The sequence below is a fragment of the Spirabiliibacterium pneumoniae genome (assembly GCF_014884995.1).
Taxonomy (GTDB): Bacteria; Pseudomonadota; Gammaproteobacteria; order Enterobacterales; family Pasteurellaceae; genus Spirabiliibacterium; species Spirabiliibacterium pneumoniae.
Genome location: NZ_JABMII010000011.1, coordinates 22608 through 44898, shown reverse-complemented (window position 1 = coordinate 44898; position 22291 = coordinate 22608). Strand labels below are relative to the sequence as shown.

The following is a 22291-nucleotide window of genomic DNA, read 5'->3' as shown; positions in this document are numbered from 1 at the left end:
CCACACAGATTGTCTGATATTTTGTTAAAGAACGTTTTGACATCAAAGTCAAGGCTTAGAATTATATAAGATATTCTCGCCACAGATCAAGCAGTTTTTTCAATTTTTTGATCTTTTCTGACCGCACTTTGCATTGCCGTGCGTCAGTGGGTGCGAATTATAGTGCCTAGCAAAACTTTCGCAAGTGTTTTTTTACAAAAAAATATTAAGTGCGGTTTTTATCGCCAAACTGGCGAAAAACCGCACTTTGTGTCAAAGCGGGAGATGGCGCAGCTGCTTAAAGCCCATTTGCGCTAAGCACTCCCGCAATGGCTGCTCGTCGCCAAGCACTTGAGTGTAATATACACAATTTTCACCCGCAGAATAAGGCTGTTGATCTTTGAGAAGATATTGCACCCGTGCGGCGATAGCTTTGCCTGAATCGATGAAATGCTTAACCTGTGGCAAGGCTTGTTGCAGTTCTTGTCTAAGGAAAGGAAAGTGGGTGCAGCCGAGAATCACCGTATCCAGTTGAGTCTTATCTGCCCAATCACGCACCGCACTTTGCACTTGCGCTTGAGTAACTCGCTTGCCGTGCAATTTATCTTCTGCCAACTGCACTAATTCGGTGGAACCTAAACGCAGTACGTCGCAATCAAGCGCAAATTGGTCGATCAACTGTTGCGTATAAGGGCGCTTGACCGTGCCTTTGGTGGCAAGCAAGCCAATTTGTTTGGTTTGCGATAATTTTGCGGCGGGTTTGATCGCAGGCACAGTGCCCACAATGCTAACGTCAGGAAAGGCGTGACGCAGCGTGGGAAGCACCACTGTGCTAGCGGTGTTACATGCAATCACGATAAGTTTAAGCGAATGAGTTTGCATAATGCGCTGACAAATCGCTAAAGTGCGGTCAATGATCGCCTGTTCGGGCTTTTCGGAATAGGGGAAAAAGGCGTTATCACTGCAGTAGAGATAATGCCACTCGGGCAAGAGGGCTTGGATTTCTTGGTAGATAGTCAAGCCACCCACGCCAGAGTCAAAAACAAGGATGCTGTTAGACTGTGTCATGCGGTAAAATCAAATTCAGGCAGAAAAAGCTCGCTGACTAGCAACGACTGGTGCGCCAGCATAAAGCAGGAGCGGCGAGCATACATGCTCTCTATTCTACCCCATTGCAGCGCGCCACGCACGCTATTGTGTTGAAATAAAAACTCGCCCAGCGGCGTTGTATTTAGTGCTAATAGGGGTGGAAAATGTTCGCTTGTTGTCAAAGGGATAACCGTGCGGGCGGCAACCCAAGGTGTGCCGTCGCCCAATAAAGTGACCTCGCGCACCCAATATTTTTTGTCTTTTGGTAAAAGTGCGGTTTCCTGCGGCAATATGGCGCGCTGCCAGCCCTCACAGCGCACATCAACGGTGAATTGACCGCACTTTTGTTTGAGCAAGGCAGTCAGTGAAGGAGTTGAAAAAAGCCAGTGTTGCACCGCGCATGGCAATGCGTCGCCGCCTATGTTGTGAGCTTGCCAGTGAATATGTGTAAATGAATTAAACATTGCCATAGATTGTTTTATCATCCAGCCAACGCTGAATCAGCGGCTGCGCTAGTTGTGGGTAGCGAGCCAGGAGTGTTTTAGCGTTGTGCTGCACCAGTGGGATCAGTTTACGATCGCGCATAAGATCAGCGATTTTAAACTCCGCGATGCCCGTCTGTTTCGTCCCAAGCACTTCCCCAGGGCCGCGAATTTGCAGGTCTTTTTCAGCAATCACAAAGCCATCTTGCGTTTCACGCATCACTTGCAGGCGCTGTTTAGACACCTTGCCCAGCGGCGTTTTATACAACAAAACGCAGTAAGAATCGACGCTGCCACGCCCCACGCGCCCGCGTAGTTGATGCAGTTGCGAAAGCCCCAAACGCTCGGCATTTTCAATGATCATCAAGCTGGCATTCGGCACATCGACCCCCACTTCAATCACGGTGGTCGCGACCAATAAATCCAGTTCATGCGCCTTAAATTGCTGCATAATGGTATGTTTTTCTTGCGCTTTCATTCGCCCATGCACCAGCCCAATGCGCAACTTAGGTAACGCACGCTGCAGATCGTCGGCGGTTGCCTGCGCTGCTTGCGCCTCAAGCACCTCACTTTCCTCAATCAAAGTACACACCCAATAGGCTTGGCGTTTGTCACTCTCGCAGGCAAGGCGGACGCGCTCGACAATCTCGTCACGACGCTGTTCGCTGACCACAATGGTTTGAATCGGGGTGCGCCCAGGCGGCAACTCATCAATAATGGAGGTGTCCAGATCGGCATAAACCGTCATCGCCAAAGTGCGTGGAATGGGGGTGGCAGTCATAATCAATTGATGCGGATAGGTGTTATTTTTCAACCCTTTTTCGCGCAGCATCAGCCGTTGATGCACGCCGAAGCGGTGCTGCTCATCGATGATCACCAGTGCTAAATCCGCAAATTCCACCTCATCTTGAAATAAGGCATGAGTGCCGATGACCACTTTCGCGTGACCGCACTTTATCTCTGCCAGTGCCTGAGCGCGCGCCTTGCCTTTCACTTTGCCCGCCAGCCAGCCAACCGTGATGCCCAGTGGTTCAAACCAACGGCGGAAGTTTTGCGCATGCTGCTCGGCGAGAATTTCGGTTGGCGCCATCAAGGCCACCTGCTTGCCGTTTTCCACCGCCACCAGTGCCGCCAGCGCCGCCACCAGCGTTTTACCCGAGCCGACATCCCCTTGCACGAGGCGCATCATCGGCTCGCTTTGCACAAGATCATGCAAAATCTCTTGGCTCACGCGCGTTTGCGCGCTTGTTGGTTGAAATGGCAATTGCGCCAAAAAAGGTTGGCTTAGTGCCATCGTTGCACAAAGTGCGGTTGCGTTGAGTTTGCGCATATGTGCGCGGCTTTGCAGCATCGCCACATTGTGTGCCAGCAGTTCTTCATAAATCAGCCGCTGCTGGGCTAGCAATTGCCCTTCTTCAAGCTGCGCGAGTGACACACTCGGTGGCGGACGGTGGAGAAATAACAATGCGTCTTTTAACGGGATAGGGTGCGGCGTCAATTCCGCTGGCAGCAATTCATGCACGGGTGTACTGATAAGCAATTTGAGCGCTTGATCGGTTAACTTGCGTAAGCTCGCTTGGCGCAGCCCTTCCGTGCTGGGGTAAATCGGTGTGAGAGTTTCCTCTAGCACTAATGGCTCATCGTTGTGGATAATTTGAAATTGTGGGTGGAGCATTTCCGCCATAAAGCGCCCACGTTTGATTTCACCAAAGGCTTTGACGCGTGCGCCCGCTTGCAAGCTGTTTTTCATTCCCGCATTAAAATTGAAAAAGCGCAGCATCAATTTACTTGTGCCATCAGAAATCACGCAGGTGAGCATGGCGCGCCGCCCAAAGGTGACGTCAGTGCTTTGCACAATGCCTTCGACTGTGGCATAGGTGTCAGGGGTAATATCACAAAGTGCGGTTACGCGCGTGCGGTCTTCATAGCGCATCGGCAGGTGAAACAACAAATCTTGCACATTGTGAATACGCAATTTGGCGAGCTTGTTGACCATTGCCACGCCCACACCTGAAAGTGCGGTCAGTGGCACGGCATCTAACAATTGACCCGCCATAACTTACCTATTCATTAATATTACGCACAATCTCGATCACGCCTGTCACGTTGGCGAGCTTTTTGATCACCACATTGAGCTTATCCACATTATGCACCGAGATTAACAGCGTGATGAAATACACTCTCCCTTCTTTTTCCTCTGTGGCAATGCTTTTAATGTTGCTGCCTGTACGAGCAATAGCATTGGTCAAGCGCGCTAAAATGCCTTGTTGATTCACGGCCTCAATGCGCAGCTCAGCATCAAATTCGACGATATTTTCGCTCTTTTCCCATTCAACGGGGGTAAAATGCGCTGGTTCATTTTGTTTTTCATGAACGATATTCGCACAGGATTCATGATGCACTACCAGCCCTTTGCCTGGGCTAACAAAGGCTACAATCGGATCGCCAGGAATCGGGTGGCAACATTTCGCACAGCTGATCAAAAGCCCCTCTGCGCCTTTGATGACCAACCCTTCCTCTTTGCTGTTATTCGGAATGCCGTCTGTGTCGATCTCTATTTTTTCACCCAGCAGTCGGTGCGCAATTACCGCACTCATGCGGTTGCCTAGGCCAATTTCCGCCAATAAGTCATCAAGATTGGCTAAGTGTAGCTCTTCGAGCAAGTCTGTCAGGCGCTGCCCGTCAATATCGGCGAGTTTATAAGGCGACAGCGAATGTATCAACTGACGCTTACCCAGCGTGATGGATTCATCACGTCGTAAATTTTTCAAGGTTTGGCGGATTTTCGAGCGCGCTTTGGCCGTCACCACAAAATTAAGCCAGCCCGCACTTGGGCGCGCGTAAGGTGAGGTGAGAATTTCCACTGTTTGACCACTTTCCAAAGGCTGAGAAAGCGGATAAGGCACACGATCGACTCGCGCACCAAAACAAGTTTGCCCAATATCTGAGTGGACTGCAAAAGCTAAATCCACCGCTGTGGCACCCGTCGGCAGCTCAACAATGCGGCCTTTTGGTGTGAACACATAAATTTCATCTGGGAACATATCGGATTTCACGCTGTCGATAAATTCCTGCGAGTTACCCGCACTTTGTTGTAACTCAATCAAACTTTGCAGCCAGCGTTGTGCTCGAATTTGCACCGTGGTGCCTTTGCTTTCTGCGCCTTCTTTATACATCCAATGGGCTGCCACCCCCATTTCTGCCATTTGATCCATGTCTTCGGTGCGGATTTGCACTTCCACTGGCACTCCGTGTGGGCCAATCATCGAGGTGTGCAACGATTGATATCCATTGGCTTTTGGCACCGCAATGTAATCTTTCACCCGCCCTGGGCGCGGTTTATACAGCCCGTGCATTTGCCCAAGCACCCGATAACAGGTGTCCACACTATCAACAATGGTGCGAAAAGCGTAGATGTCCATAATCGAGTGAAAACGCTGCTCTTTAAGGCGCATTTTTTGGTAAATTGAGTAAAGATGCTTTTCTCGCCCAAACACCCGTGCGTGAATGCCAGCCTCGGTTAGCCGCCCACGGATTTCATCGGCGATACTTAAAATCATCTCTTTACGGTTGCCACGCGCCGCTTGAATCACCTTTTGCAGCACGTGGTAGCGGTTCGGATAAAGCGCCTCAAAGCCGAGATCTTCGAGTTCGTTTTTGATATGTTCAATCCCAAGACGGTGTGCAAGGGGGGCATAAATTTCTAAGGTTTCACGAGCAATCCGTCGGCGTTTTTCGGGTCGCAATGCGCCAAGGGTGCGCATATTGTGCGTGCGGTCGGCAAGTTTGATCAATACCACGCGAATATCTTTGGTCATCGCCAAGATCATTTTGCGGAAATTCTCCGTTTCCGCCTCTTTGCGGGTGCGGAATTTGAGCTTATCAAGCTTTGATACGCCTTCCACAATTTCCGCTACGCTTTCACCAAAAAGTGCGGTCAGCTCTTCTTGCGTGATGGGAGTATCTTCAATAACATCATGCAACAATGCCGCCATCACCGCCTCGTGGTCGAGTTTCATCTCCGCAATGATAGAGGCCACGGCAACGGGGTGTGTAATGTAAGGCTCGCCACTCGAGCGTGTTACGCCCTCGTGGGCATCGCGTGCCACGATATAGGCTTGACGCACCAGCTCAATATCATCGCTTGGCAAGTAGCCTTGAATAATGCGATTTAAACTTTCAAAAAGATACAATCGACACCTACTTTTATTGCCAATTATGCTTCGTTTTCGTTATCCGCCGACAACAATGACACAGCTTGCAATTCAACGGCTTCTTGTTCTAACTGTTCAAAGCGTTCTTGTTTGTTCATAATTTCATTATTGATCAAGCCCTCTTCAATTTCACGCAGTGCGATCACGGTTGGCTTATCATTTTCAGGTGCCACCAAAGGTTCTTTGCCACTGGTTTGCAACTGACGCGCACGGCGAGCTGCGGTGAGGATCAAGTCAAAACGATTACCAATTTTTTCTACTGCATCTTGCACTGTAACACGTGCCATATCTCTTCTCCATTGAGGTCATTATTTTTTAGGATCTTATATCATACTAAAGCTGTTATGATTTCGCTAGCAATTGTGCAATTAAAGCGGCATGATTTTTTTGTTGTGCCGCGAGCGTAAGTTTTTCCGCCTGCAAAATCGCCTGCAATTGCCCTAACGCTTGTTGGAATTGATCATTAACCACGACATAATCATATTCTGCATAATGACTCATCTCAGCAATGGCTTTTTCCATTCGTTTGGCAATCACCTCCTCGCTATCTTGCCCACGGCGTTGCAGGCGCTGTTCAAGCTCGGCTAATGATGGCGGGAGAATAAAAATGCTTTTACACGCGAGCATTTTTTCACGTACCTGTTGCGCGCCTTGCCAATCAATATCCAAAAATACATCCATGCCTTGAGAGAGGCTTTCTTCAATCATCGGTCGTGAGGTGCCATAGTAATGATCAAACACTTGGGCATATTCCAAAAAGTGATCTTGAGCAATGTGCTGCTCAAAACGGGCCACGTCGCAAAAATAGTAATGCACGCCATCCACCTCGCCTGGTCGCGGCGCACGCGTGGTGTGTGAAACAGAGACTTTGGCCTTACCTTCACCTAAATTATTGAGCAATGCCGCGATAAGAGACGATTTACCCGCACCACTCGGCGCTGAAATGATGTATAACTGACCGTATTGCATAATGTATCCTAACTTGCTTGTCTTGTGCGCATTATGCCGTGAAATGAAGAAAAAATCAGTTAAAATCCGCCTGCTGACCGCACTTTTGTGTGTTGAAAGGGCAAATTTGCGATAATTTTTTCAAAAATGTGATCTTTATCTTTAACATTTTATTAACACATCTTGCAGCATGGATATACTTTCGATACTTTAAACGTACAAAAGATCAGCAAACCGCACTTTTATAAAGGAGATTACGATGCAACATTTAGACGCCATGCTTAAAGAGAATCGAATCTTTAAACCCAGTGATGAATTCAGCCAACAAGCCAACATCGGCAATTTGCAGGACTATCTAGCCCTGTGGGAGTTTGCCGATAAAGACTATTTACAATATTGGGCCGATTTAGCGCGCGATTTAATCACATGGAAAAAGCCGTTTATGACCATTTTTGACGACAGCAATGCGCCATTTTATCGCTGGTTCCCTGATGGCAAGCTCAACGCCAGCTATAACTGCCTTGACCGCCACCTACCAGACAAAGGGAATAAAACCGCACTTATCTTTGAATCGGACTTTGGGCAAGTGACCACATGGACGTATGCCCAGCTGCACAACCGTGTGTGCCGCTTTGCCAATGCGTTACGCGAGTTAGGTGTCGGCAAAGGCGATCGCGTGGTGATTTATATGCCGATGATTGTAGAAGCAGTCATCGCAATGCAAGCCTGCGCGCGCATCGGTGCCATTCATTCGGTGGTGTTTGGGGGCTTTTCTGCCAGCGCTTTGCGTGATCGCATTGAAGACGCACAGGCTAAATTGGTCATCACCGCTAATGGAGGGCTGCGCGGCGGCAAGATTATTCCACTCAAAGACACTGTGGACGAAGCGCTCGAAATGGGCTGCGACAGTGTGCAAAATGTGGTGGTGTATTACCGTTTAAACATCGACAACCACTGGCAAGCAGGGCGTGATTTGTGGTGGCACGAACTGTCGAAAGGCCAGCCCGATTTTTGCGAACCCGAGTGGATGGATTCAGAAGACCCGCTATTTATTCTCTATACCTCAGGCTCCACTGGCAAACCAAAAGGCATCGTACACTCCACCGCTGGCTACCTGCTCGGCGCGATTAACACCTTCCGAACGGTGTTTGATAACAAGCCAGACGATATTTACTGGTGCAGCGCGGATGTCGGTTGGATTACTGGGCATTCATACGTTTGCTACGGTCCGCTTGCCAACGGCGCAACACAAGTGATTTATGAAGGCGTACCGAGCTACCCTGATCCTGGGCGCATCTGGCGGATGATTCAGCGCCACAAAATCACGGTATTCTACACCTCCCCTACACTGATTCGCTCACTCACCCGCGTGGGAGATTGGATTCCTAACAAATACGATCTCTCCTCACTGCGCCTGCTCGGCAGCGTGGGTGAGCCAATTAACCCCGCGGCGTGGATGTGGTTTTATCAGGTCATCGGCAAAGAGCGTTGCCCGATTGTGGACACATGGTGGCAAACCGAAACTGGCTCGATTATGCTCTCCCCACTACCTGGCATTAACTCATTAAAACCGGGTTCCTGCACCTTGCCACTGCCTGGCATTATGGCCGATGTGGTGGATGACGACGGCACCCCTGTGCGTGATGAAAGCGGTGGCATGCTGGTGATCAAGCGCCCATTTCCATCTATGTTACGCACCATTTGGAATGATGATGAACGCTTTAAGAAAACCTATTTCCCAGCTACACTCGGTGGAAAATACTATGTAGCAGGCGATAGCGCCCACCGTGACGAAGACGGCTATTTCTGGATTCTTGGGCGCACTGATGATGTCTTGAACGTGTCAGGCCACCGCTTGGGCACCATGGAAATTGAATCGGCTTTAGTGGCCAACCCACAAGTCTCTGAAGCGGCGGTGGTGGGTAAACCGTGCGAGCTAAAAGGAGAAGCTGTCGTGGCCTTTGTGGTGCTTAACACGCCATTGCCAGACAACGATGACGAGGCCAAGTCCTTGGCGGAAGAGCTTAAAGCATGGGTATCAAAAGAAATTGGCAAAATCGCCCGCCCAGAAGACATCCGCTTTGCGGAAAACCTGCCAAAAACCCGTTCGGGCAAAATTATGCGCCGCTTGCTGCGTGCCATTGCCAAAAATGAGGTGATTTCGCAAGACATTTCCACATTGGAAAACCCGCACATCATCGGCCAGCTGCAACGCCAAGTGTTGTAAAGGCCAAAGTGCGGTCAACTCAAAGTGCGGTTTGACCGCACTTTGCTTTTTTAAGGCTTATTCCCTGTCGTCCACACCGACGAGTAAAAACTCGCCCTCTTGGGTGGCAAGGCTACGAAAGCCGACGTTAATAACATCAAACGGATCGCGGCTCGGATGCGCTTGGTAATCAAAACTGTCGTGATGATGCCCATGAAAGAGCTTTTTCACACCCATGTGTTGCGCCAACTGGTTAATCACCTGAAAGCCCGACGGATGCGGCTTGGGCGCTTCATGGCAAACCAGAATATCCGCCTGCTGGCGCTCAAGTGTTTCAATATCCGATAAAAAAATCGATGTGCGGTGGCGCAGTGGCAAGCCGCCTTGCCAAATTTTTTCCTGCGGGCAATATTGGCAATAGTGAATCGGGTCAAAAAAGAGCGGTTTATTCGGTGGCATCCACACTTGCCCGCGGAAAACGCCCCCGAGACCGGCCACGCGCAGGCCTTGAATTTCCACCACTTTGCCATGCAAATTGCGCTCACGCCAATGGCTGCCCCACAACGCCTCAAATGCCTGCACGGTTTTGCTGTCGTGATTGCCGTGGATAAACCACAAATCACAGAACTGCCCCAGCTCATCAAGCACGCTGCAATCGCGCAGCTGTAAGTCGCCAAGAATAATCAAGGCCACACCAGGCTGCGCTTTCACAAAAGACAGCAAGTGAGTGTAACTGCCATGAGGGTCGCCAGCAAAAAGTAACATCTAAGATCCTTTCACTTCGTCGTGATGCAACTGCGGTAAGTCTTCGTCATTCAATATTTTTTCCACAATCGCTTTGGCCGCATCATAACGTTCCAAATAACTTGGTGAGGTGATTTCAATGTACGGCACTTGGTATTTATCCAACAATTTTTTCAGCAAATCTTGAAAGCGCTGACGGGATTTTTTGTCGCCAAGGCTACGCAAGCCATCATCCACCCATTTGGTGTTATTGGAAAGCAAAATGGTGATGTCGAACGGATATTCTTTGATCATCGAATCCAAAAATGGGTGCGCTTTGCCTTCATATTGAATACAAAATGCCTGCGTGGTAATGAAATCGGTGTCCACAATCGCCACTTTGTGCGCGTGGCGCAAAGCGTAGTCCACATAACGCAAATGCCCGATAGCCATTAAAGGATAATCCGAAAATTGCATAGCTTGCTCATTGCCACCTAGCTGTTCAAACACATATTCACGCCCATATTCCCACGCCGATGTCGTATTAAATACTGTCGCCAATTTATTCACCAATACGGTTTTACCGCTGCTCTCACCACCTAAAATGGCGATGGTTTTGGCAAAGAATGGGCGCACTTCTTTTGGAATAAACTTCCAATAATGGAATGGATGGTTTCGAATTTTAGTCGCTGACACATTAAAAAATTTGCGTTCAGGATCCACCAAATGCACTTGCAAACCTAAATATTTCTCATAAGGGGCTTTATCTTGCGGTTCGCTGCTAAACACCATCGTTGGGCTGACATTTTTCTCTTTAAACAGCTGCTGCACACGTTGCGACCACGCCTCCCAACCATTCGGATAGCTCGGCAGCCCATCTTCCACCAGATGATGAATAAAAATGTGTTTTTGTTGGTATTTAAAAATCTGTTGCATCCAGCGTAGGCGATCTTGCGCCGTTGGCATTTTTTTCATTTTACTGTCATAAAACAGCTTGAGATCGCGCTCGCTTTCAGTGCATACCACCACATGAATTTCATCGACTTTACTAAAAGCCTCAAAAATCATATTAATGTGGCCTGTGTGGACAGGGTAAAATTTCCCAAAAATCACCCCCACTTTTTTATCCACCTGCGCGGTGATATTCAGGGCTTTATGCAGGGCTTGCAGCTTAATCGCACTGGGATTTTTGATTTTGCCACTGACAAGTTGATTGAAGTAAGCGCGCGTTACACCTGCTTGCTCACAGACTTCGTTCACTTTTAAGTTAAGCTGTTTGCGCTTTTGTTGTAAATAAGCAAATGACATCGCACACTCCTTAAGGTTTAATTGTCGCTCGACGCAGTTTCATTAAACACCGCTGGCGCAGGCTCTGAACTGCTTTCTTGTTCGGCTTGGGTTTTACCCAGCGCGCGTGAAAGTTCATCCACTCGCAACTCAAGTGCGGTCAGCTTTTCACGCGTGCGCACCAGCACTTGCGTTTGCACCTCAAAATCATCTCGACTAACCACATCAAGTTTGGTCAATTGTGCTTGGATCACCTGTTTAATTTTATGCTCCATATCTTCACCAAATGCTTTAATGCCCTTCGGCAGCGCATCGTGAATTTGCTGTGCAATCTGCTCCAATTTTTTCGGATTTAGCATAAACATTCCCCTTTTTCTCAATTTCAATGCTATATGCTCCATTTTACGAAATTGCCACCCTAAAGGGAAATTTTTTATCCATAACACACAATTTGGCGTATAATAATCTTGTTCTCAGGGCGGGGCGAAATTCCCCACCGGTGGTACAGCCCACGAGCGCTTAAGCCGAGCTTAAGGTCAGCAGATTCGGTGTAACTCCGAAGCCGACAGTGATAGTCTGGATGAAAGAGAACACAGTTGCCTGTGTTACGCACACCCGTTGTGCGCCTATCATCACGCCCTGATTCTAGTAACTTAACATTTAAGGATATTACTATGAATCAGCTTATTCTTTCTCAATTCGGCTCAAGTGAGCAACGTGTTTTACGCGCAATCGACGCATTTCGACAAGGTCAAGGCGTGCTCGTACTCGACGATGAAAATCGCGAAAATGAAGGGGATCTTATTTTCCCAGCGCAAACCATCACCAACGCACAAATGGCGATGTTAATCCGCTACGGCAGTGGCATTGTCTGCTTATGTCTCACAGAAGAGCAGTGCCAAACCCTTGAACTTTCCCCCATGGTGGCTCACAACACCTGCGTCAACCACACCGCATTTACCGTCACCATCGAGGCCGCACAAGGTGTCACCACAGGGGTCAGCGCGCAAGATCGCGTCACCACAATCAAAACCGCCATCGCTCGCAATGCCAAGGCAAGCGACCTCAACCGCCCAGGGCACGTTTTTCCCCTCAAAGCACAAAATGGCGGCGTGCTGACCCGCCGTGGGCATACTGAAGCATCGGTTGATCTCGCACGCTTAGCTGGCCTAACACCTGCTGGCGTGATCTGTGAAATTACCAACGACGACGGCACCATGGCGCGCACACCAGATATTATCACCTTCGCACAACAACACGGCTTTTGTGTATTGACAATCGAAGATCTAGTGCAATACCGCCTTGCCCACGATACCATCTCTCACTCAGCTTAAGTGCATATTGTGATCAATAAAAGTGCGGTTTTTTAGGGTTATGGTTTATAGATAATTTCAACACCTTCTTCGTCTTCATCGGACCAATCGTCCCAGTCATCGTCGTCATCGGTTTGGTGGGCAACGAGTTGTTCTTGATGATAGTCGTCCCATTTGAATTTGACTTCATCAGGTGCTTGTTCAGTTTGCATTTGTTCGCGTGGGTGTTCGTCTAAGAATTGCATAATATCCCAACACAATTGCTTAATGTTATCACCGCTGGCAGCAGAGATTTTGTAGGTTTTTTCCGCCAGACCTAGACGTTCGGTGATGTCTTGGACTTTGGCGTTGAGTTCATCGGCAGGCAATGTGTCGATTTTATTAAACACTAACCAACGCGGTTTTTCTGCCAATTTTTCGCTGTATTGTGCCAGTTCTTGCTCAATAATAGTGATATTTTCCGCGGGATCGCTTTCATCAATCGGGTTGATGTCAATCAAATGAATGAGTACGCGACAGCGCTCTAAATGTTTCAAAAAGCGAATGCCAAGCCCCGCACCGTCGGCTGCACCTTCAATAAGGCCTGGAATATCGGCGATGACAAAGCTGCGGGTGTCATCCACGCGCACCACGCCCAAACTTGGCACAAGCGTGGTAAACGGATAATCTGCTACCTTTGGCTTCGCAGCTGATACAGCGCGGATAAAGGTGGATTTACCCGCATTTGGCAGCCCTAGCATACCCACGTCTGCCAGCAGCATCAGCTCAAGCAATAAATCTCGTTTTTCCCCTTCGGTACCGTTGGTTTTTTGCCGTGGCGTGCGATTGACAGAGGATTTAAAACGCGTGTTGCCTAAGCCGTGATAGCCACCTTTTGCCACCAGCAGCCGCATGCCGTGTTCGGTTAAATCACCGACAATTTCTTTGGTGTCATTGTCGATTGCGCGTGTGCCGACAGGCACTTTTAAGGTGATGTCATTGCCGCGGTGGCCTGTGCAGTTAGCACTACGCCCGTTTTCGCCACGCCCAGCGCTGAAACGTTTTTCAAAGCGGTAGTCAATTAAGGTGTTGAGGTTTTCGTCGGCTTCTAAATAAATATCGCCGCCGTCGCCACCATCACCACCATCAGGGCCACCTTTCGGAATGTATTTTTCGCGGCGAAAGCTCACACAGCCGTTGCCACCATCGCCTGCTTCAATGCGAATCAGGGCTTCGTCAATAAATTTCATCTTTTCTCCTTTGCTCGATGATGGCGAGCATGCCATTGCATTTTGTTGCCTAAAACGGAATAGAGGGCGCCTGCGATCACCACCAGTGCGCCGATGTAGGATGTCATATTTAAACTGGATTGGCTAAAGGTGCTCGGGGCAAGGTAATGTGCCAGTGCGCTAAATAAAATAGTAAAAAGCGGGGTTAAGGTGATAATTGCGCTGACTTTGCTCACTTCCCAACGATTGAGGGCTTCGGCATAGGATCCATACGCCACAAGTGTGTTTAAACATGCATACGCCAAGCAACACAGCTCAAACACAGGTAAGCGCGTGATTTCATGGGGTGCGGCCATTGGGGTGATAAGCAGTGCGGCGGTGGCGTAGTAAATCAATAGGATCTGTTGTGAATTGAGCCGGCGCAGCATTACTTTCTGCGCCAGCCCATAGCCAACCCATACAACCGCTGCGCTGACGGTAAAAATCACGCCAATGGTGTAATCCGTTAAGCTGGTAAAAAGTTCAAACAGTTTTTGGTTAAAAAACAGCAACAACCCAGCGACCAAAAGCAACGCGCCGATTTTTTGCGGTGTGCCCATGGTTTCTTTTAAAAATAGGCTGCTCGCGATCATCATTAAAAACGGTGAAATTTGCCCCAATACTTGTGTAACATCAGGCGAGACGTATAAAAGTGCGGTATTAAACAGTACAAAATTCGCCCCGAGTGCAATGCCACCGAGCAAAATCAGCCAGCGATAGCTGCCTTTAAGCAGCAAGATAAAATTGGGCAGTTTTTTCAGCAGGGCTAAAATCACCAGTAAGCCGAGCGTGGCCGCCATAAAACGGAACCACACAATAGTGGTGCTGTCCATAAGCCGCACTACCTGCTGCAATGCCAGCGGCAAGCTGCCCCAACAGGCGGCGGTAGTGAGCGCGAGGAAAAATCCACTGATCGGTCTTGATGGTGTCATAGGTTTACTCAATAACATGTTTTTCTTATTGTACTGAACTCTTATGCTTTCGTAAAAGGCAAAGTGCGGTTAAACAAAAAACCCCGCAAAAGTGCGGGGTTTTCAATTCGAACCGTTAAATTATTCCGTTACAATACTGACAAATTTACGGTTTTTGTCGCCTTTCACTTCAAATTTAACTTTACCATCTGCAGTTGCAAATAGGGTATGGTCACGACCGATGCCAACGTTGCTGCCCGCGTGGAATTTAGTACCACGTTGACGAACAATGATGCTACCGGCTAAAACTGATTCACCGCCAAAGCGTTTAACACCAAGACGTTTGCTTTCAGAGTCACGACCGTTACGAGTTGAACCACCCGCTTTCTTATGAGCCATTTTCGATCTCCTCTAAATTAGGCACTAATACCAGTGATTTTCACTTCTGTGAACCACTGACGATGACCTTGTTGTTTACGACTGTGTTTACGACGACGGAACTTAACGATTTTGATTTTTTCGCCACGACCGTGTGCCACTACTTCAGCCACTACTTTGCCACCACTGACTAATGGGGCACCAATTTTTACATCTTCACCATTAACGACCATCAACACTGAGTCAAACTCAACGGTTTCCCCCGTTGCAATATCAAGTTTTTCTAAACGAACGACTTGACCTTCGCTCACACGATGTTGTTTGCCGCCACTTTGGAAAACTGCGTACATATAAAAAACTCCGCGAAAGTTGGCAGGAATAACGATTTAGTTTTCACTGCGCAAATTAAAATTCATATAGGGTGCGGATTTTACGCAAAAATCATGCAAATGGCAAGCAACTATTTTAGAGAAAGCGAAAAAAGATCCTTTTTCTTGCGATCCATTTTAGAATTTAGCGGTTTTCAGGTACAATCAAGGCAAATTTATCAATACATTATAGTAATAGTAGACAAACACTTATGAGTGAACAATCAAAACGCCTTGACATGGCAGCGATCCAGGCACTGTGTGCCAGTGATATGCAAGCCGTCAACGCGCTTATTCTCGCGCAGATGCGCTCCGATGTTGCACTGATCAACCAGCTTGGGCATTATATTATTGGTTCTGGCGGCAAACGCATTCGCCCAATGATCGCTGTGCTGGCGGCGCGCGCACTGGGTGTGAGTGGACAAGCGCATATCACGGCGGCGACCTTTATTGAGTTTATTCATACTGCCACGCTGTTGCACGATGATGTGGTGGACGAATCGGATATGCGCCGCGGGCGCGAAACTGCCAACGCCTTGTTTGGCAATGCCGCGAGCGTGTTGGTGGGCGATTTTATATATACGCGCGCCTTCCAGCTGATGACCGCACTTGATGATTTGCGTATTTTAAAAGTGATGTCGGACGCCACCAACGTGATCGCTGAAGGGGAGGTGCTGCAGTTGATGAATTGTAACGATCCTAATACGACGGAAGCGAGTTATATGCAGGTGATTTACAGCAAAACCGCCCGCCTGTTTGAAGTGGCAACTCAGTGTGCAGCGATTTCCGCTGGTGCTGAAAGTGCGGTTGAAAGCGCACTGGCAGATTATGGGCGCTACCTTGGTACCGCGTTCCAATTAGTGGACGATGTGTTGGATTACAGCGCCGATCAAACCCATTTAGGCAAAAATATTGGTGATGATCTCGCCGAAGGCAAGCCCACCCTGCCGCTGCTGCACGCTATGCACCACGGCGATGAAACTGAGCGTGAGATGATTAAAAGGGTCATTGAGCAAGGCAACGGGCGCGACAAGCTTCACGCTGTGCTCGGCGTGATGCAAAAGTGCGGTTCGCTAACATACGCCACGGCGCGCGCGCACGAAGAGGCACAAAAAGCGGTGGATGCCCTTGCGATTTTGCCCGAAAGTGAGTATAAAAATGCGCTTATTTCGTTAGCTTACCTTTCCGTGGACAGAACTTACTGATGAACACTCAACAAACACAAAGTGCGGTTGAATCCGTACGCGCAAAGCGGCGCAAACAGAAAAAAGATCCAAACGCCCCTTTTGTGCGCGAAAAATTAACCTTGCCTGATGGGCATACTCGTTTATTGTTGCACTCTTGCTGCGCGCCGTGCTCAGGTGAAGTGATGGAGGCGATCCGCGCTTCTGGGATTGACTTTACCATCTATTTCTATAACCCGAATATTCACCCGCTAAAAGAATATTTAATCCGCAAAGAAGAGAATATTCGGTTTGCCAAAAAATTTGGTATTCCGTTTATTGATGCCGACTATGACCGCGCCGAGTGGTTTGAGCGTGCCAAAGGCATGGAAGATGAGCCTGAACGTGGCATCCGCTGTACCATGTGCTTTGATATGCGTTTTGAAAAAGCCGCACAATACGCCCACGAACATGGCTTTCCTGTGTTTACCAGCTGCCTTGGCATTTCACGTTGGAAAGATATGAATCAGATCAACGGCTGTGGACACCGCGCGGCGGAAAAATATGACGACGTGCAGTATTGGGACTACAATTGGCGAAAAGGCGGTGGCTCGCAGCGGATGATTGAAATCAGCAAGCGTGAGCGCTTTTATCAGCAAGAGTATTGCGGCTGCGTCTATTCTCTGCGTGACACCAACCGCTGGCGCGAGGCGCAAGGGCGGCAGAAAATTGAGATTGGTAAACTTTATTATTCTGCTGATTAAAACTTTTGATAAAAAGTGCGGTCAAAGCAAGTAACGCTTTGACCTAAATGAGAAAAAGTCGTAAACTAAAAAAATCTACTTGCCCATTGGGGGCGACACTAAAATGAGGACATTTAAATGAAACGTTTTTATCAATTTTTAGCGATGATGTTTGCAGGCCTAGCCTTAGTTGCTTGTGATAAGGCAGACACCAAAAAAGCTGAAGCACCAGCTACTAATACTCAAGCTGATGTACAAGCTGATTTACAAAAAGATTTGGCGGCATTTGACCAAGCCACTGAGCAAAATGGCAACTTGGCGCAAATTCAAACCTTGCAATCAGATTTGCAGGCAGCGAAAACCCCTGAAGAACAAGCTGACATTTTCAAAAAAATCGCGGCTAAATACGAAGAAATTAAAGCCAGCGTTGAAGGCTTGGATGTAAAAACTGACGACGGCAAAGCATTGAAAAACCAATTCGTCTCTGGCTTTGGTGATTTCATCAAATTGATGCAAGATTCTGCCAAATATGTGATTGAAAAACCAACTGAAGCGCAAGCGAAAGAATTAATGGCGTTACAACAACAAGCCACCGAAAAACTCTCGCAAGCCGCGCAAAGCATCAGCGAATTAAAAGCGAAAGTACAAGAGAAAAAATAAGTTCTTTTAAATATTCAAAAGCCCCTAATAATGCTATACATTACTAGGGGCTTATTATTTGTGTCGAGAGAGATTAAATGACAGACAAACTTCCCATCAGTGTGACGATGTTGGTGAAAAATTCCGAAAAATACCTTCATCAAGTATTGACCGCACTTTCGCCTTTTGATGAAGTACTGCTGCTGGATAACGGCTCAAGCGATAATACATTAGCGATTGCGAGTGAGTTTGCCAACGTGCGCATTGAGCACTCCCCCTTTATCGGCTTTGGCCCACTGAAAAATCGCGTCGCCGAGCTTGCCAAGCACGATTGGATTTTAAATATCGACAGCGACGAAGTGCTGCCGAGAGCATTAATCGACGAATTAGCCCATCTTACACTCGACGACCCAACAACAGTGTATGCTCTCTTACGCCTCAACCACTACCGCGGGCGCGTGATTAAAACTTGTGGCTGGTATCCTGATTATGTCAAGCGCCTGTATAATCGCACTTTGGTGCAATTTAACGACAATCAAGTGCATGAATCTTTGATGCTACCAGCGCACGTGCAAACCGTACGCCTACAGCACAGTTTTGATCACTATTCTTTTGCTGGTAGCGATGATTTGATCCAAAAAATGCAGCAATACACCGCACTTTTTGCCCAGCAGCAAAAACACAAAAAACACGCTGGACTTGCCAGTGCCATCAGCCACGGCATAGCGGCTTTTTTCAAAAATTATGTGTTGAAAAAAGGCTTTTTAAGTGGCCGTGATGGCTTTGTCATCAGCGCAGCCAATGCGATGGGTGCGTATTATAAATACGTTAAACTGGCTGAAGCAAATGAGAATTTGACGGTATCCCTTATCATCACCACTTACAACCGTCCCGATGCACTACTGGCGGTGCTAAACTCGGTATTGCAACAGACGGTCATGCCGTGTGAAGTGATCATCGCTGATGATGGCTCAGACGAGCGTACGCGCGATGCTATTGCGCAAATCCAACCGCACTTTACTATTCCGCTCATTTACAGCTGGCAACCCGATGAGGGCTTTAAACTCGCACAATCGCGTAATTTGGCACTGGCAAAAGCGAAGGGGGATTATGTCGTAGTGATTGATGGTGATATGCTTCTCTCGCCGGCGTTTATTGCTGACCATATCGCACTGGCACAAAAAGGTGTATTTGTGCAAGGCTCACGTGTAGTGCTGCCTGAGACCAAAACACAATCTATTTTACAAAAGCCAATGCATTACCCTCACTTGAAGTGGTATCACAAAGGGATTGAATCACGCGTTGAAAAACGCCTCACCGCTATTCATCTACCGTGGCTAAGCCGCCTATTGTTCAAGCCAAAATTGGGGTCGTTTAAAGGTATTCGCGGTTGCAATATGGCGTTTTTCCGTGATGATGCGCTAGCGATTAATGGTTTTAATAATGACTTTGTCGGTTGGGGGCGAGAAGACAGTGAATTTGTTGCTCGGCTTTACAATAACGGCATCAAGCGCCGCGACGTGCGCTTTGCCGCCATCGCTTATCATCTCTGGCACCATGAAGCCAAGCGTGACGCACTGCCTGCCAATGATCAACTACTCAAGCGCGCCATGCAAGAGGGACTCACCTACTGCAAAAATGGCGTGGAACAATGTAAGGACAATGCATGATTTTTCGCTGGGTTTATACCGCACTTTTATATTGCCTGCAGCCGTTGGTATGGGTTTATTTGCTTGTGCGCAGTCGCAAAAACCCAGCCTACCGCGCGCGTATTGCTGAGCGTTATGGCTTTTATGGCAAGGCGGCTGCACCACGCGCAGGTGGCATTTTAATTCATGCTGTGTCGGTGGGGGAAACGCTGGCCGCCGTGCCGCTGATCAATGCGTTGCTGCAAGATTATCCTCATTTACCGATCACCATTACATCAGTCACGCCAACAGGCTCTGCGCGGGTGAAGGCGCTTTTTGGTGAGCGTGTGGCGCACTATTACCTGCCCTACGACCTACCCGATGCCATGGCGCGGCTGCTGAATTTTATTCAACCTAGGCTATGTTTGGTGATGGAAACGGAAATTTGGGCGAATTTTATCCACCAAGCGCACAAGCGTGATGTTCCCTTTATGATCATCAATGCGCGCCTCTCGGCCCGCTCGGCTCAGCGCTATGGTTATTTCAAAACCGCGCTAGCCAGTGTGTGGCAGGAAATCAGCCTAATTGCCGCGCAAGATGAGCAAAGTGCGGTGCGTTATCGCGCATTGGGCGTGGATGAGGCGAAAGTGAAAACCCTCGGCAACTTAAAATACGATTTTCAGCTGGAAAGTGCGGTTGCAGAAAAAATTCACGCATGGCGCAAAGCGTGGGCGTTGGGTGCGCGAAAGGTTTGGATTGCAGGTAGCACTCATCAAGGCGAGGATGAACTGTTACTACAAGCGCACCGCACTTTGCTACAAACTTTTCCTGATTTGCTGTTGATTTTGGTGCCACGCCACCCTGAACGTTTTGAACAGGTGGCTGAACTGATTGCGCGTGCGCAACTCAACATGGCACGCTTAAGCGCCCACCAATCCCCAACGGCTGAGACTCAGGTGATTTTAGGCGACACCATGGGCGAACTGGTGCCACTTTATGGCATGGCGGATATTGCCTTTGTCGGCGGCAGCCTACAACCTATCGGCGGACATAACCCGCTTGAACCGCTGGCATTTAAACTGCCTGTTATCAGTGGCGAGTACGTGTTTAATTTTGTGGATGTGTATAATAAACTTAGTGCTTTAAATGGTGTTATTATTGTTAAAAGTGATTCTGATCGGATCGCAGCATCTATCCGTACTTGCCTTAGCCAACCAGATTTTACATTACAATTAAGTGAGAATGGCTATCAGGTTTTGATCCAAAATAAAGGGGCATTAAGGAAAATTTTATCAAAAATTGATCTCTATTTGGATAAAAAATATGCTTGAGAATTTCTCTTTTTCAACGGTTGTTCTAGTTGTTGCATTGCTTTTGAATGTCATTTTTATCGTAAAAACACATTCAAAATCAGCTTGTTATATTTCTATTTTATTATGGTGTTTTATTTTTTCTATTATTTTATCTATTTCCTCAGGAATGATGTATTCCATTAATTTTACATCATTTATTTTTATAATATTTATGTTGCTTCATCGTTTAAAACTACACTATTACAAACAGCCATTATTGGCTACAGACTTTATTATTGCAGCGGATGTTAAAAATTGGGAAACGATATTTCATTATAAACTGTTAATTGTCAGTATGTTAGGTATTTTAGGACTGTTTATTTATGCCATGTTATCTTTCTGGGGGGATACATATTATTTCTTAAATCACTTTTTAGGGATAGGACTAGCGATATTATTCTTTTATTTAATCAATCAATACAGTGAAAAAAAGTATGTTCATAGACTGTGGATGAAGGATTTTCCAGAATGTAAAGATGTTTACTTTAATATCGTTATGTCTTGGAGGAGTCTCTTTTTTAAGGCACCTCAATATAATGATAGCAGTGCTGTTTTTATTAAAGATTTACCCAAGAAAGCAAGTATTTCTATCAATAAGATAAAGCCAGATATTGTGGTTTGGTTGCAAGAATCAACCTTTAATCCTATTAACTATGCAATAGACATCCAAAATAGACCAACTATTAATATGTTTCAACCTAATGATATGAGTGTTTTTACTTCGTATGTTAGAGTGCCGACATTTGGCGGGGGAACGTGGAAGTCAGAATTTGCATTCTTGACAGGGGTTGAACCTAATCATTTTGGCGTATTAGAGAATGCTGTTTTCTATTCTGTTGTATCTCATATTAAAATGGGATTGGTTCAAAATTTACACGATCAAGGCTATTTCTGTGTTGCATTAACGCCATTTACCAAAACAAATTATAATGCAAAATTTGCCTATGATCATCTTGGATTTGATTTAATTCTCCAACCTCAGGAACTTGGTTATCCAGCACCTATTACCAAAAATTTATGGGATATTAGTAGTGAATATATGGCTAGTTGTGCTCATAAAATTATGAATAAAGGTCATCCTAAGTTAAAGGATATTTCACAGCCTATTTTCCTCTATCTTTTAACCATGAAAGAACATGGCCCTTATGATAAAAAAGCACAAAATGATTATCACATTAAAAATGAAGGTATGCCATCGGGATTAATTGGGCAGTTAAATGATTATATTCATAGAATCACTTTGCTAGACAAGGCTATGATGAAATTTGAGCAAGTTATGATGGATAGGGATCGTCCTTTTGTTTTAGGCTATTTTGGCGACCATCAACCGCACTTTGATTATCATATTGATTATAATTTAAAGTATGCTAAGCCAGACTACATCACACAATGCCAAATTAAAACGAATATTCCTTTTGCAGATAAACAGCAAGGCGGCTGCATATACCTTTCTCAATTGGGTGGCGTTATTCTGGAAGTAGCAGGCGTTCAACCAAATGATTTTTTTCATGCTAATATATTTTGGCGGAAGAAACGGGTAGAATTGGATGACGAACAGCGTAAAGCATTTGATTTAAGCTACTATCATTACATCTATCATGATTTAAACATTTTGAAATAA

21 protein-coding genes and 1 riboswitch are annotated in these 22291 nt (G+C 47.0%); of the genes, 8 read left to right on the top strand and 13 right to left on the bottom strand.

Annotated elements, in window-relative coordinates:
* Positions 1–252: 252 nt before the first annotated feature.
* The 6 genes from murI to gmk are packed head-to-tail and all read right to left on the bottom strand — an operon-like array spanning position 253 to position 6733.
* Positions 253–1047: a glutamate racemase gene (murI, locus tag HPC38_RS08240; protein ID WP_208120813.1), complete on the bottom strand. Its 795-nt coding sequence runs from the start codon at positions 1045–1047 to the stop codon at positions 253–255.
* A complete protein-coding gene (locus HPC38_RS08235) occupies positions 1044–1538 on the bottom strand; it encodes a chorismate--pyruvate lyase family protein (RefSeq protein ID WP_208120812.1) in 495 nt (164 codons plus the stop codon). Before HPC38_RS08235 ends, murI begins: the two co-directional genes overlap by 4 nt.
* A complete protein-coding gene (recG, locus tag HPC38_RS08230) occupies positions 1525–3606 on the bottom strand; it encodes an ATP-dependent DNA helicase RecG (protein WP_208120811.1) in 2082 nt (693 codons plus the stop codon). Before recG ends, HPC38_RS08235 begins: the two co-directional genes overlap by 14 nt.
* A gap of 7 nt (positions 3607–3613) precedes the next feature.
* Positions 3614–5743 (bottom strand): bifunctional GTP diphosphokinase/guanosine-3',5'-bis pyrophosphate 3'-pyrophosphohydrolase, encoded by a 2130-nt coding sequence (gene spoT / locus HPC38_RS08225; RefSeq protein ID WP_208120810.1) that lies wholly within the window; start codon positions 5741–5743, stop codon positions 3614–3616.
* A gap of 23 nt (positions 5744–5766) precedes the next feature.
* Complete coding sequence (rpoZ, locus tag HPC38_RS08220) at positions 5767–6051, bottom strand: DNA-directed RNA polymerase subunit omega (RefSeq protein ID WP_208120809.1); 285 nt, start codon at positions 6049–6051, stop codon at positions 5767–5769.
* A 55-nt stretch (positions 6052–6106) separates the two neighbouring features.
* Positions 6107–6733, bottom strand: a complete 627-nt coding sequence (gene gmk / locus HPC38_RS08215) for a guanylate kinase (protein ID WP_208120808.1) — start codon at positions 6731–6733, stop codon at positions 6107–6109.
* Positions 6734–6971: 238 nt separating this feature from the next.
* On the opposite strand from gmk, the gene acs reads away from it, so the two are divergent.
* Positions 6972–8939 carry an acetate--CoA ligase gene (acs, locus tag HPC38_RS08210; RefSeq protein ID WP_208120807.1) on the top strand — a complete coding sequence of 656 codons (1968 nt, stop codon included), beginning with the start codon at positions 6972–6974 and terminating at the stop codon, positions 8937–8939.
* A 57-nt stretch (positions 8940–8996) separates the two neighbouring features.
* Here acs and HPC38_RS08205 read toward each other — a convergent pair whose 3' ends face one another.
* From HPC38_RS08205 to ubiK, 3 genes are read right to left on the bottom strand one after another with little or no spacing between them, the layout of a single operon-like run.
* Positions 8997–9683, bottom strand: coding sequence for a metallophosphoesterase family protein (locus HPC38_RS08205; RefSeq protein WP_208120806.1), 687 nt, complete (start codon positions 9681–9683; stop codon positions 8997–8999).
* Complete coding sequence (gene nadR / locus HPC38_RS08200; RefSeq protein WP_208120805.1) at positions 9684–10949, bottom strand: multifunctional transcriptional regulator/nicotinamide-nucleotide adenylyltransferase/ribosylnicotinamide kinase NadR; 1266 nt, start codon at positions 10947–10949, stop codon at positions 9684–9686.
* A gap of 17 nt (positions 10950–10966) precedes the next feature.
* The gene (gene ubiK, locus HPC38_RS08195) at positions 10967–11287 is read right to left on the bottom strand and encodes a ubiquinone biosynthesis accessory factor UbiK (protein ID WP_208120804.1); all 321 of its coding nucleotides are present in this window, start codon (positions 11285–11287) and stop codon (positions 10967–10969) included.
* A 106-nt stretch (positions 11288–11393) separates the two neighbouring features.
* Positions 11394–11524, top strand: a riboswitch (FMN riboswitch).
* Between the two features lie 78 nt (positions 11525–11602).
* Between ubiK and ribB the strand changes: the two genes are divergently transcribed.
* The gene (gene ribB / locus HPC38_RS08190) at positions 11603–12262 is read left to right on the top strand and encodes a 3,4-dihydroxy-2-butanone-4-phosphate synthase (RefSeq protein WP_208120803.1); all 660 of its coding nucleotides are present in this window, start codon (positions 11603–11605) and stop codon (positions 12260–12262) included.
* A 38-nt stretch (positions 12263–12300) separates the two neighbouring features.
* Here ribB and cgtA read toward each other — a convergent pair whose 3' ends face one another.
* The 4 genes from cgtA to rplU form a co-directional block, all read right to left on the bottom strand.
* The gene (cgtA, locus tag HPC38_RS08185; protein ID WP_208120802.1) at positions 12301–13470 is read right to left on the bottom strand and encodes an Obg family GTPase CgtA; all 1170 of its coding nucleotides are present in this window, start codon (positions 13468–13470) and stop codon (positions 12301–12303) included.
* Positions 13467–14420: a DMT family transporter gene (locus HPC38_RS08180; protein ID WP_208120801.1), complete on the bottom strand. Its 954-nt coding sequence runs from the start codon at positions 14418–14420 to the stop codon at positions 13467–13469. Before HPC38_RS08180 ends, cgtA begins: the two co-directional genes overlap by 4 nt.
* 120 nt (positions 14421–14540) lie before the next feature.
* Complete coding sequence (gene rpmA / locus HPC38_RS08175; protein WP_208120800.1) at positions 14541–14798, bottom strand: 50S ribosomal protein L27; 258 nt, start codon at positions 14796–14798, stop codon at positions 14541–14543.
* A gap of 17 nt (positions 14799–14815) precedes the next feature.
* Positions 14816–15127, bottom strand: a complete 312-nt coding sequence (rplU, locus tag HPC38_RS08170) for a 50S ribosomal protein L21 (protein ID WP_208120799.1) — start codon at positions 15125–15127, stop codon at positions 14816–14818.
* A 230-nt stretch (positions 15128–15357) separates the two neighbouring features.
* On the opposite strand from rplU, the gene ispB reads away from it, so the two are divergent.
* From ispB to HPC38_RS08140, 6 genes are all read left to right on the top strand, one after another.
* Positions 15358–16350, top strand: coding sequence for an octaprenyl diphosphate synthase (gene ispB / locus HPC38_RS08165; protein ID WP_208120798.1), 993 nt, complete (start codon positions 15358–15360; stop codon positions 16348–16350).
* Positions 16350–17072 carry an epoxyqueuosine reductase QueH gene (locus HPC38_RS08160; RefSeq protein ID WP_208120797.1) on the top strand — a complete coding sequence of 241 codons (723 nt, stop codon included), beginning with the start codon at positions 16350–16352 and terminating at the stop codon, positions 17070–17072. Before ispB ends, HPC38_RS08160 begins: the two co-directional genes overlap by 1 nt.
* A gap of 117 nt (positions 17073–17189) precedes the next feature.
* Positions 17190–17711, top strand: coding sequence for a hypothetical protein (locus tag HPC38_RS08155; RefSeq protein ID WP_208120796.1), 522 nt, complete (start codon positions 17190–17192; stop codon positions 17709–17711).
* A gap of 77 nt (positions 17712–17788) precedes the next feature.
* Positions 17789–19360 (top strand): glycosyltransferase family 2 protein, encoded by a 1572-nt coding sequence (locus HPC38_RS08150; protein WP_208120795.1) that lies wholly within the window; start codon positions 17789–17791, stop codon positions 19358–19360.
* Entirely contained in the window at positions 19360–20649 is a 1290-nt protein-coding gene (waaA, locus tag HPC38_RS08145; protein WP_208120816.1) for a lipid IV(A) 3-deoxy-D-manno-octulosonic acid transferase, read from the top strand. The genes HPC38_RS08150 and waaA overlap by 1 nt, the downstream gene beginning before the upstream one ends.
* A complete protein-coding gene (locus HPC38_RS08140; RefSeq protein WP_208120794.1) occupies positions 20642–22291 on the top strand; it encodes a sulfatase-like hydrolase/transferase in 1650 nt (549 codons plus the stop codon). Before waaA ends, HPC38_RS08140 begins: the two co-directional genes overlap by 8 nt.

What these genes read in the sequence shown, in the direction of transcription:
- murI (WP_208120813.1), bottom strand. Translation starts at nt 1,047, where the DNA reads ATGACACAGTCTAACAGCATCCTTGTTTTTGACTCTGGCGTGGGTGGC.
- HPC38_RS08235 (WP_208120812.1), bottom strand. Translation starts at nt 1,538, where the DNA reads ATGGCAATGTTTAATTCATTTACACATATTCACTGGCAAGCTCACAAC.
- recG (WP_208120811.1), bottom strand. Translation starts at nt 3,606, where the DNA reads ATGGCGGGTCAATTGTTAGATGCCGTGCCACTGACCGCACTTTCAGGT.
- rpoZ (WP_208120809.1), bottom strand. Translation starts at nt 6,051, where the DNA reads ATGGCACGTGTTACAGTGCAAGATGCAGTAGAAAAAATTGGTAATCGT.
- gmk (WP_208120808.1), bottom strand. Translation starts at nt 6,733, where the DNA reads ATGCAATACGGTCAGTTATACATCATTTCAGCGCCGAGTGGTGCGGGT.
- acs (WP_208120807.1), top strand. Translation starts at nt 6,972, where the DNA reads ATGCAACATTTAGACGCCATGCTTAAAGAGAATCGAATCTTTAAACCC.
- HPC38_RS08205 (WP_208120806.1), bottom strand. Translation starts at nt 9,683, where the DNA reads ATGTTACTTTTTGCTGGCGACCCTCATGGCAGTTACACTCACTTGCTG.
- nadR (WP_208120805.1), bottom strand. Translation starts at nt 10,949, where the DNA reads ATGTCATTTGCTTATTTACAACAAAAGCGCAAACAGCTTAACTTAAAA.
- ubiK (WP_208120804.1), bottom strand. Translation starts at nt 11,287, where the DNA reads ATGCTAAATCCGAAAAAATTGGAGCAGATTGCACAGCAAATTCACGAT.
- ribB (WP_208120803.1), top strand. Translation starts at nt 11,603, where the DNA reads ATGAATCAGCTTATTCTTTCTCAATTCGGCTCAAGTGAGCAACGTGTT.
- cgtA (WP_208120802.1), bottom strand. Translation starts at nt 13,470, where the DNA reads ATGAAATTTATTGACGAAGCCCTGATTCGCATTGAAGCAGGCGATGGT.
- HPC38_RS08180 (WP_208120801.1), bottom strand. Translation starts at nt 14,420, where the DNA reads ATGACACCATCAAGACCGATCAGTGGATTTTTCCTCGCGCTCACTACC.
- rpmA (WP_208120800.1), bottom strand. Translation starts at nt 14,798, where the DNA reads ATGGCTCATAAGAAAGCGGGTGGTTCAACTCGTAACGGTCGTGACTCT.
- rplU (WP_208120799.1), bottom strand. Translation starts at nt 15,127, where the DNA reads ATGTACGCAGTTTTCCAAAGTGGCGGCAAACAACATCGTGTGAGCGAA.
- ispB (WP_208120798.1), top strand. Translation starts at nt 15,358, where the DNA reads ATGAGTGAACAATCAAAACGCCTTGACATGGCAGCGATCCAGGCACTG.
- HPC38_RS08160 (WP_208120797.1), top strand. Translation starts at nt 16,350, where the DNA reads ATGAACACTCAACAAACACAAAGTGCGGTTGAATCCGTACGCGCAAAG.
- HPC38_RS08155 (WP_208120796.1), top strand. Translation starts at nt 17,190, where the DNA reads ATGAAACGTTTTTATCAATTTTTAGCGATGATGTTTGCAGGCCTAGCC.
- HPC38_RS08150 (WP_208120795.1), top strand. Translation starts at nt 17,789, where the DNA reads ATGACAGACAAACTTCCCATCAGTGTGACGATGTTGGTGAAAAATTCC.
- HPC38_RS08140 (WP_208120794.1), top strand. Translation starts at nt 20,642, where the DNA reads ATGCTTGAGAATTTCTCTTTTTCAACGGTTGTTCTAGTTGTTGCATTG.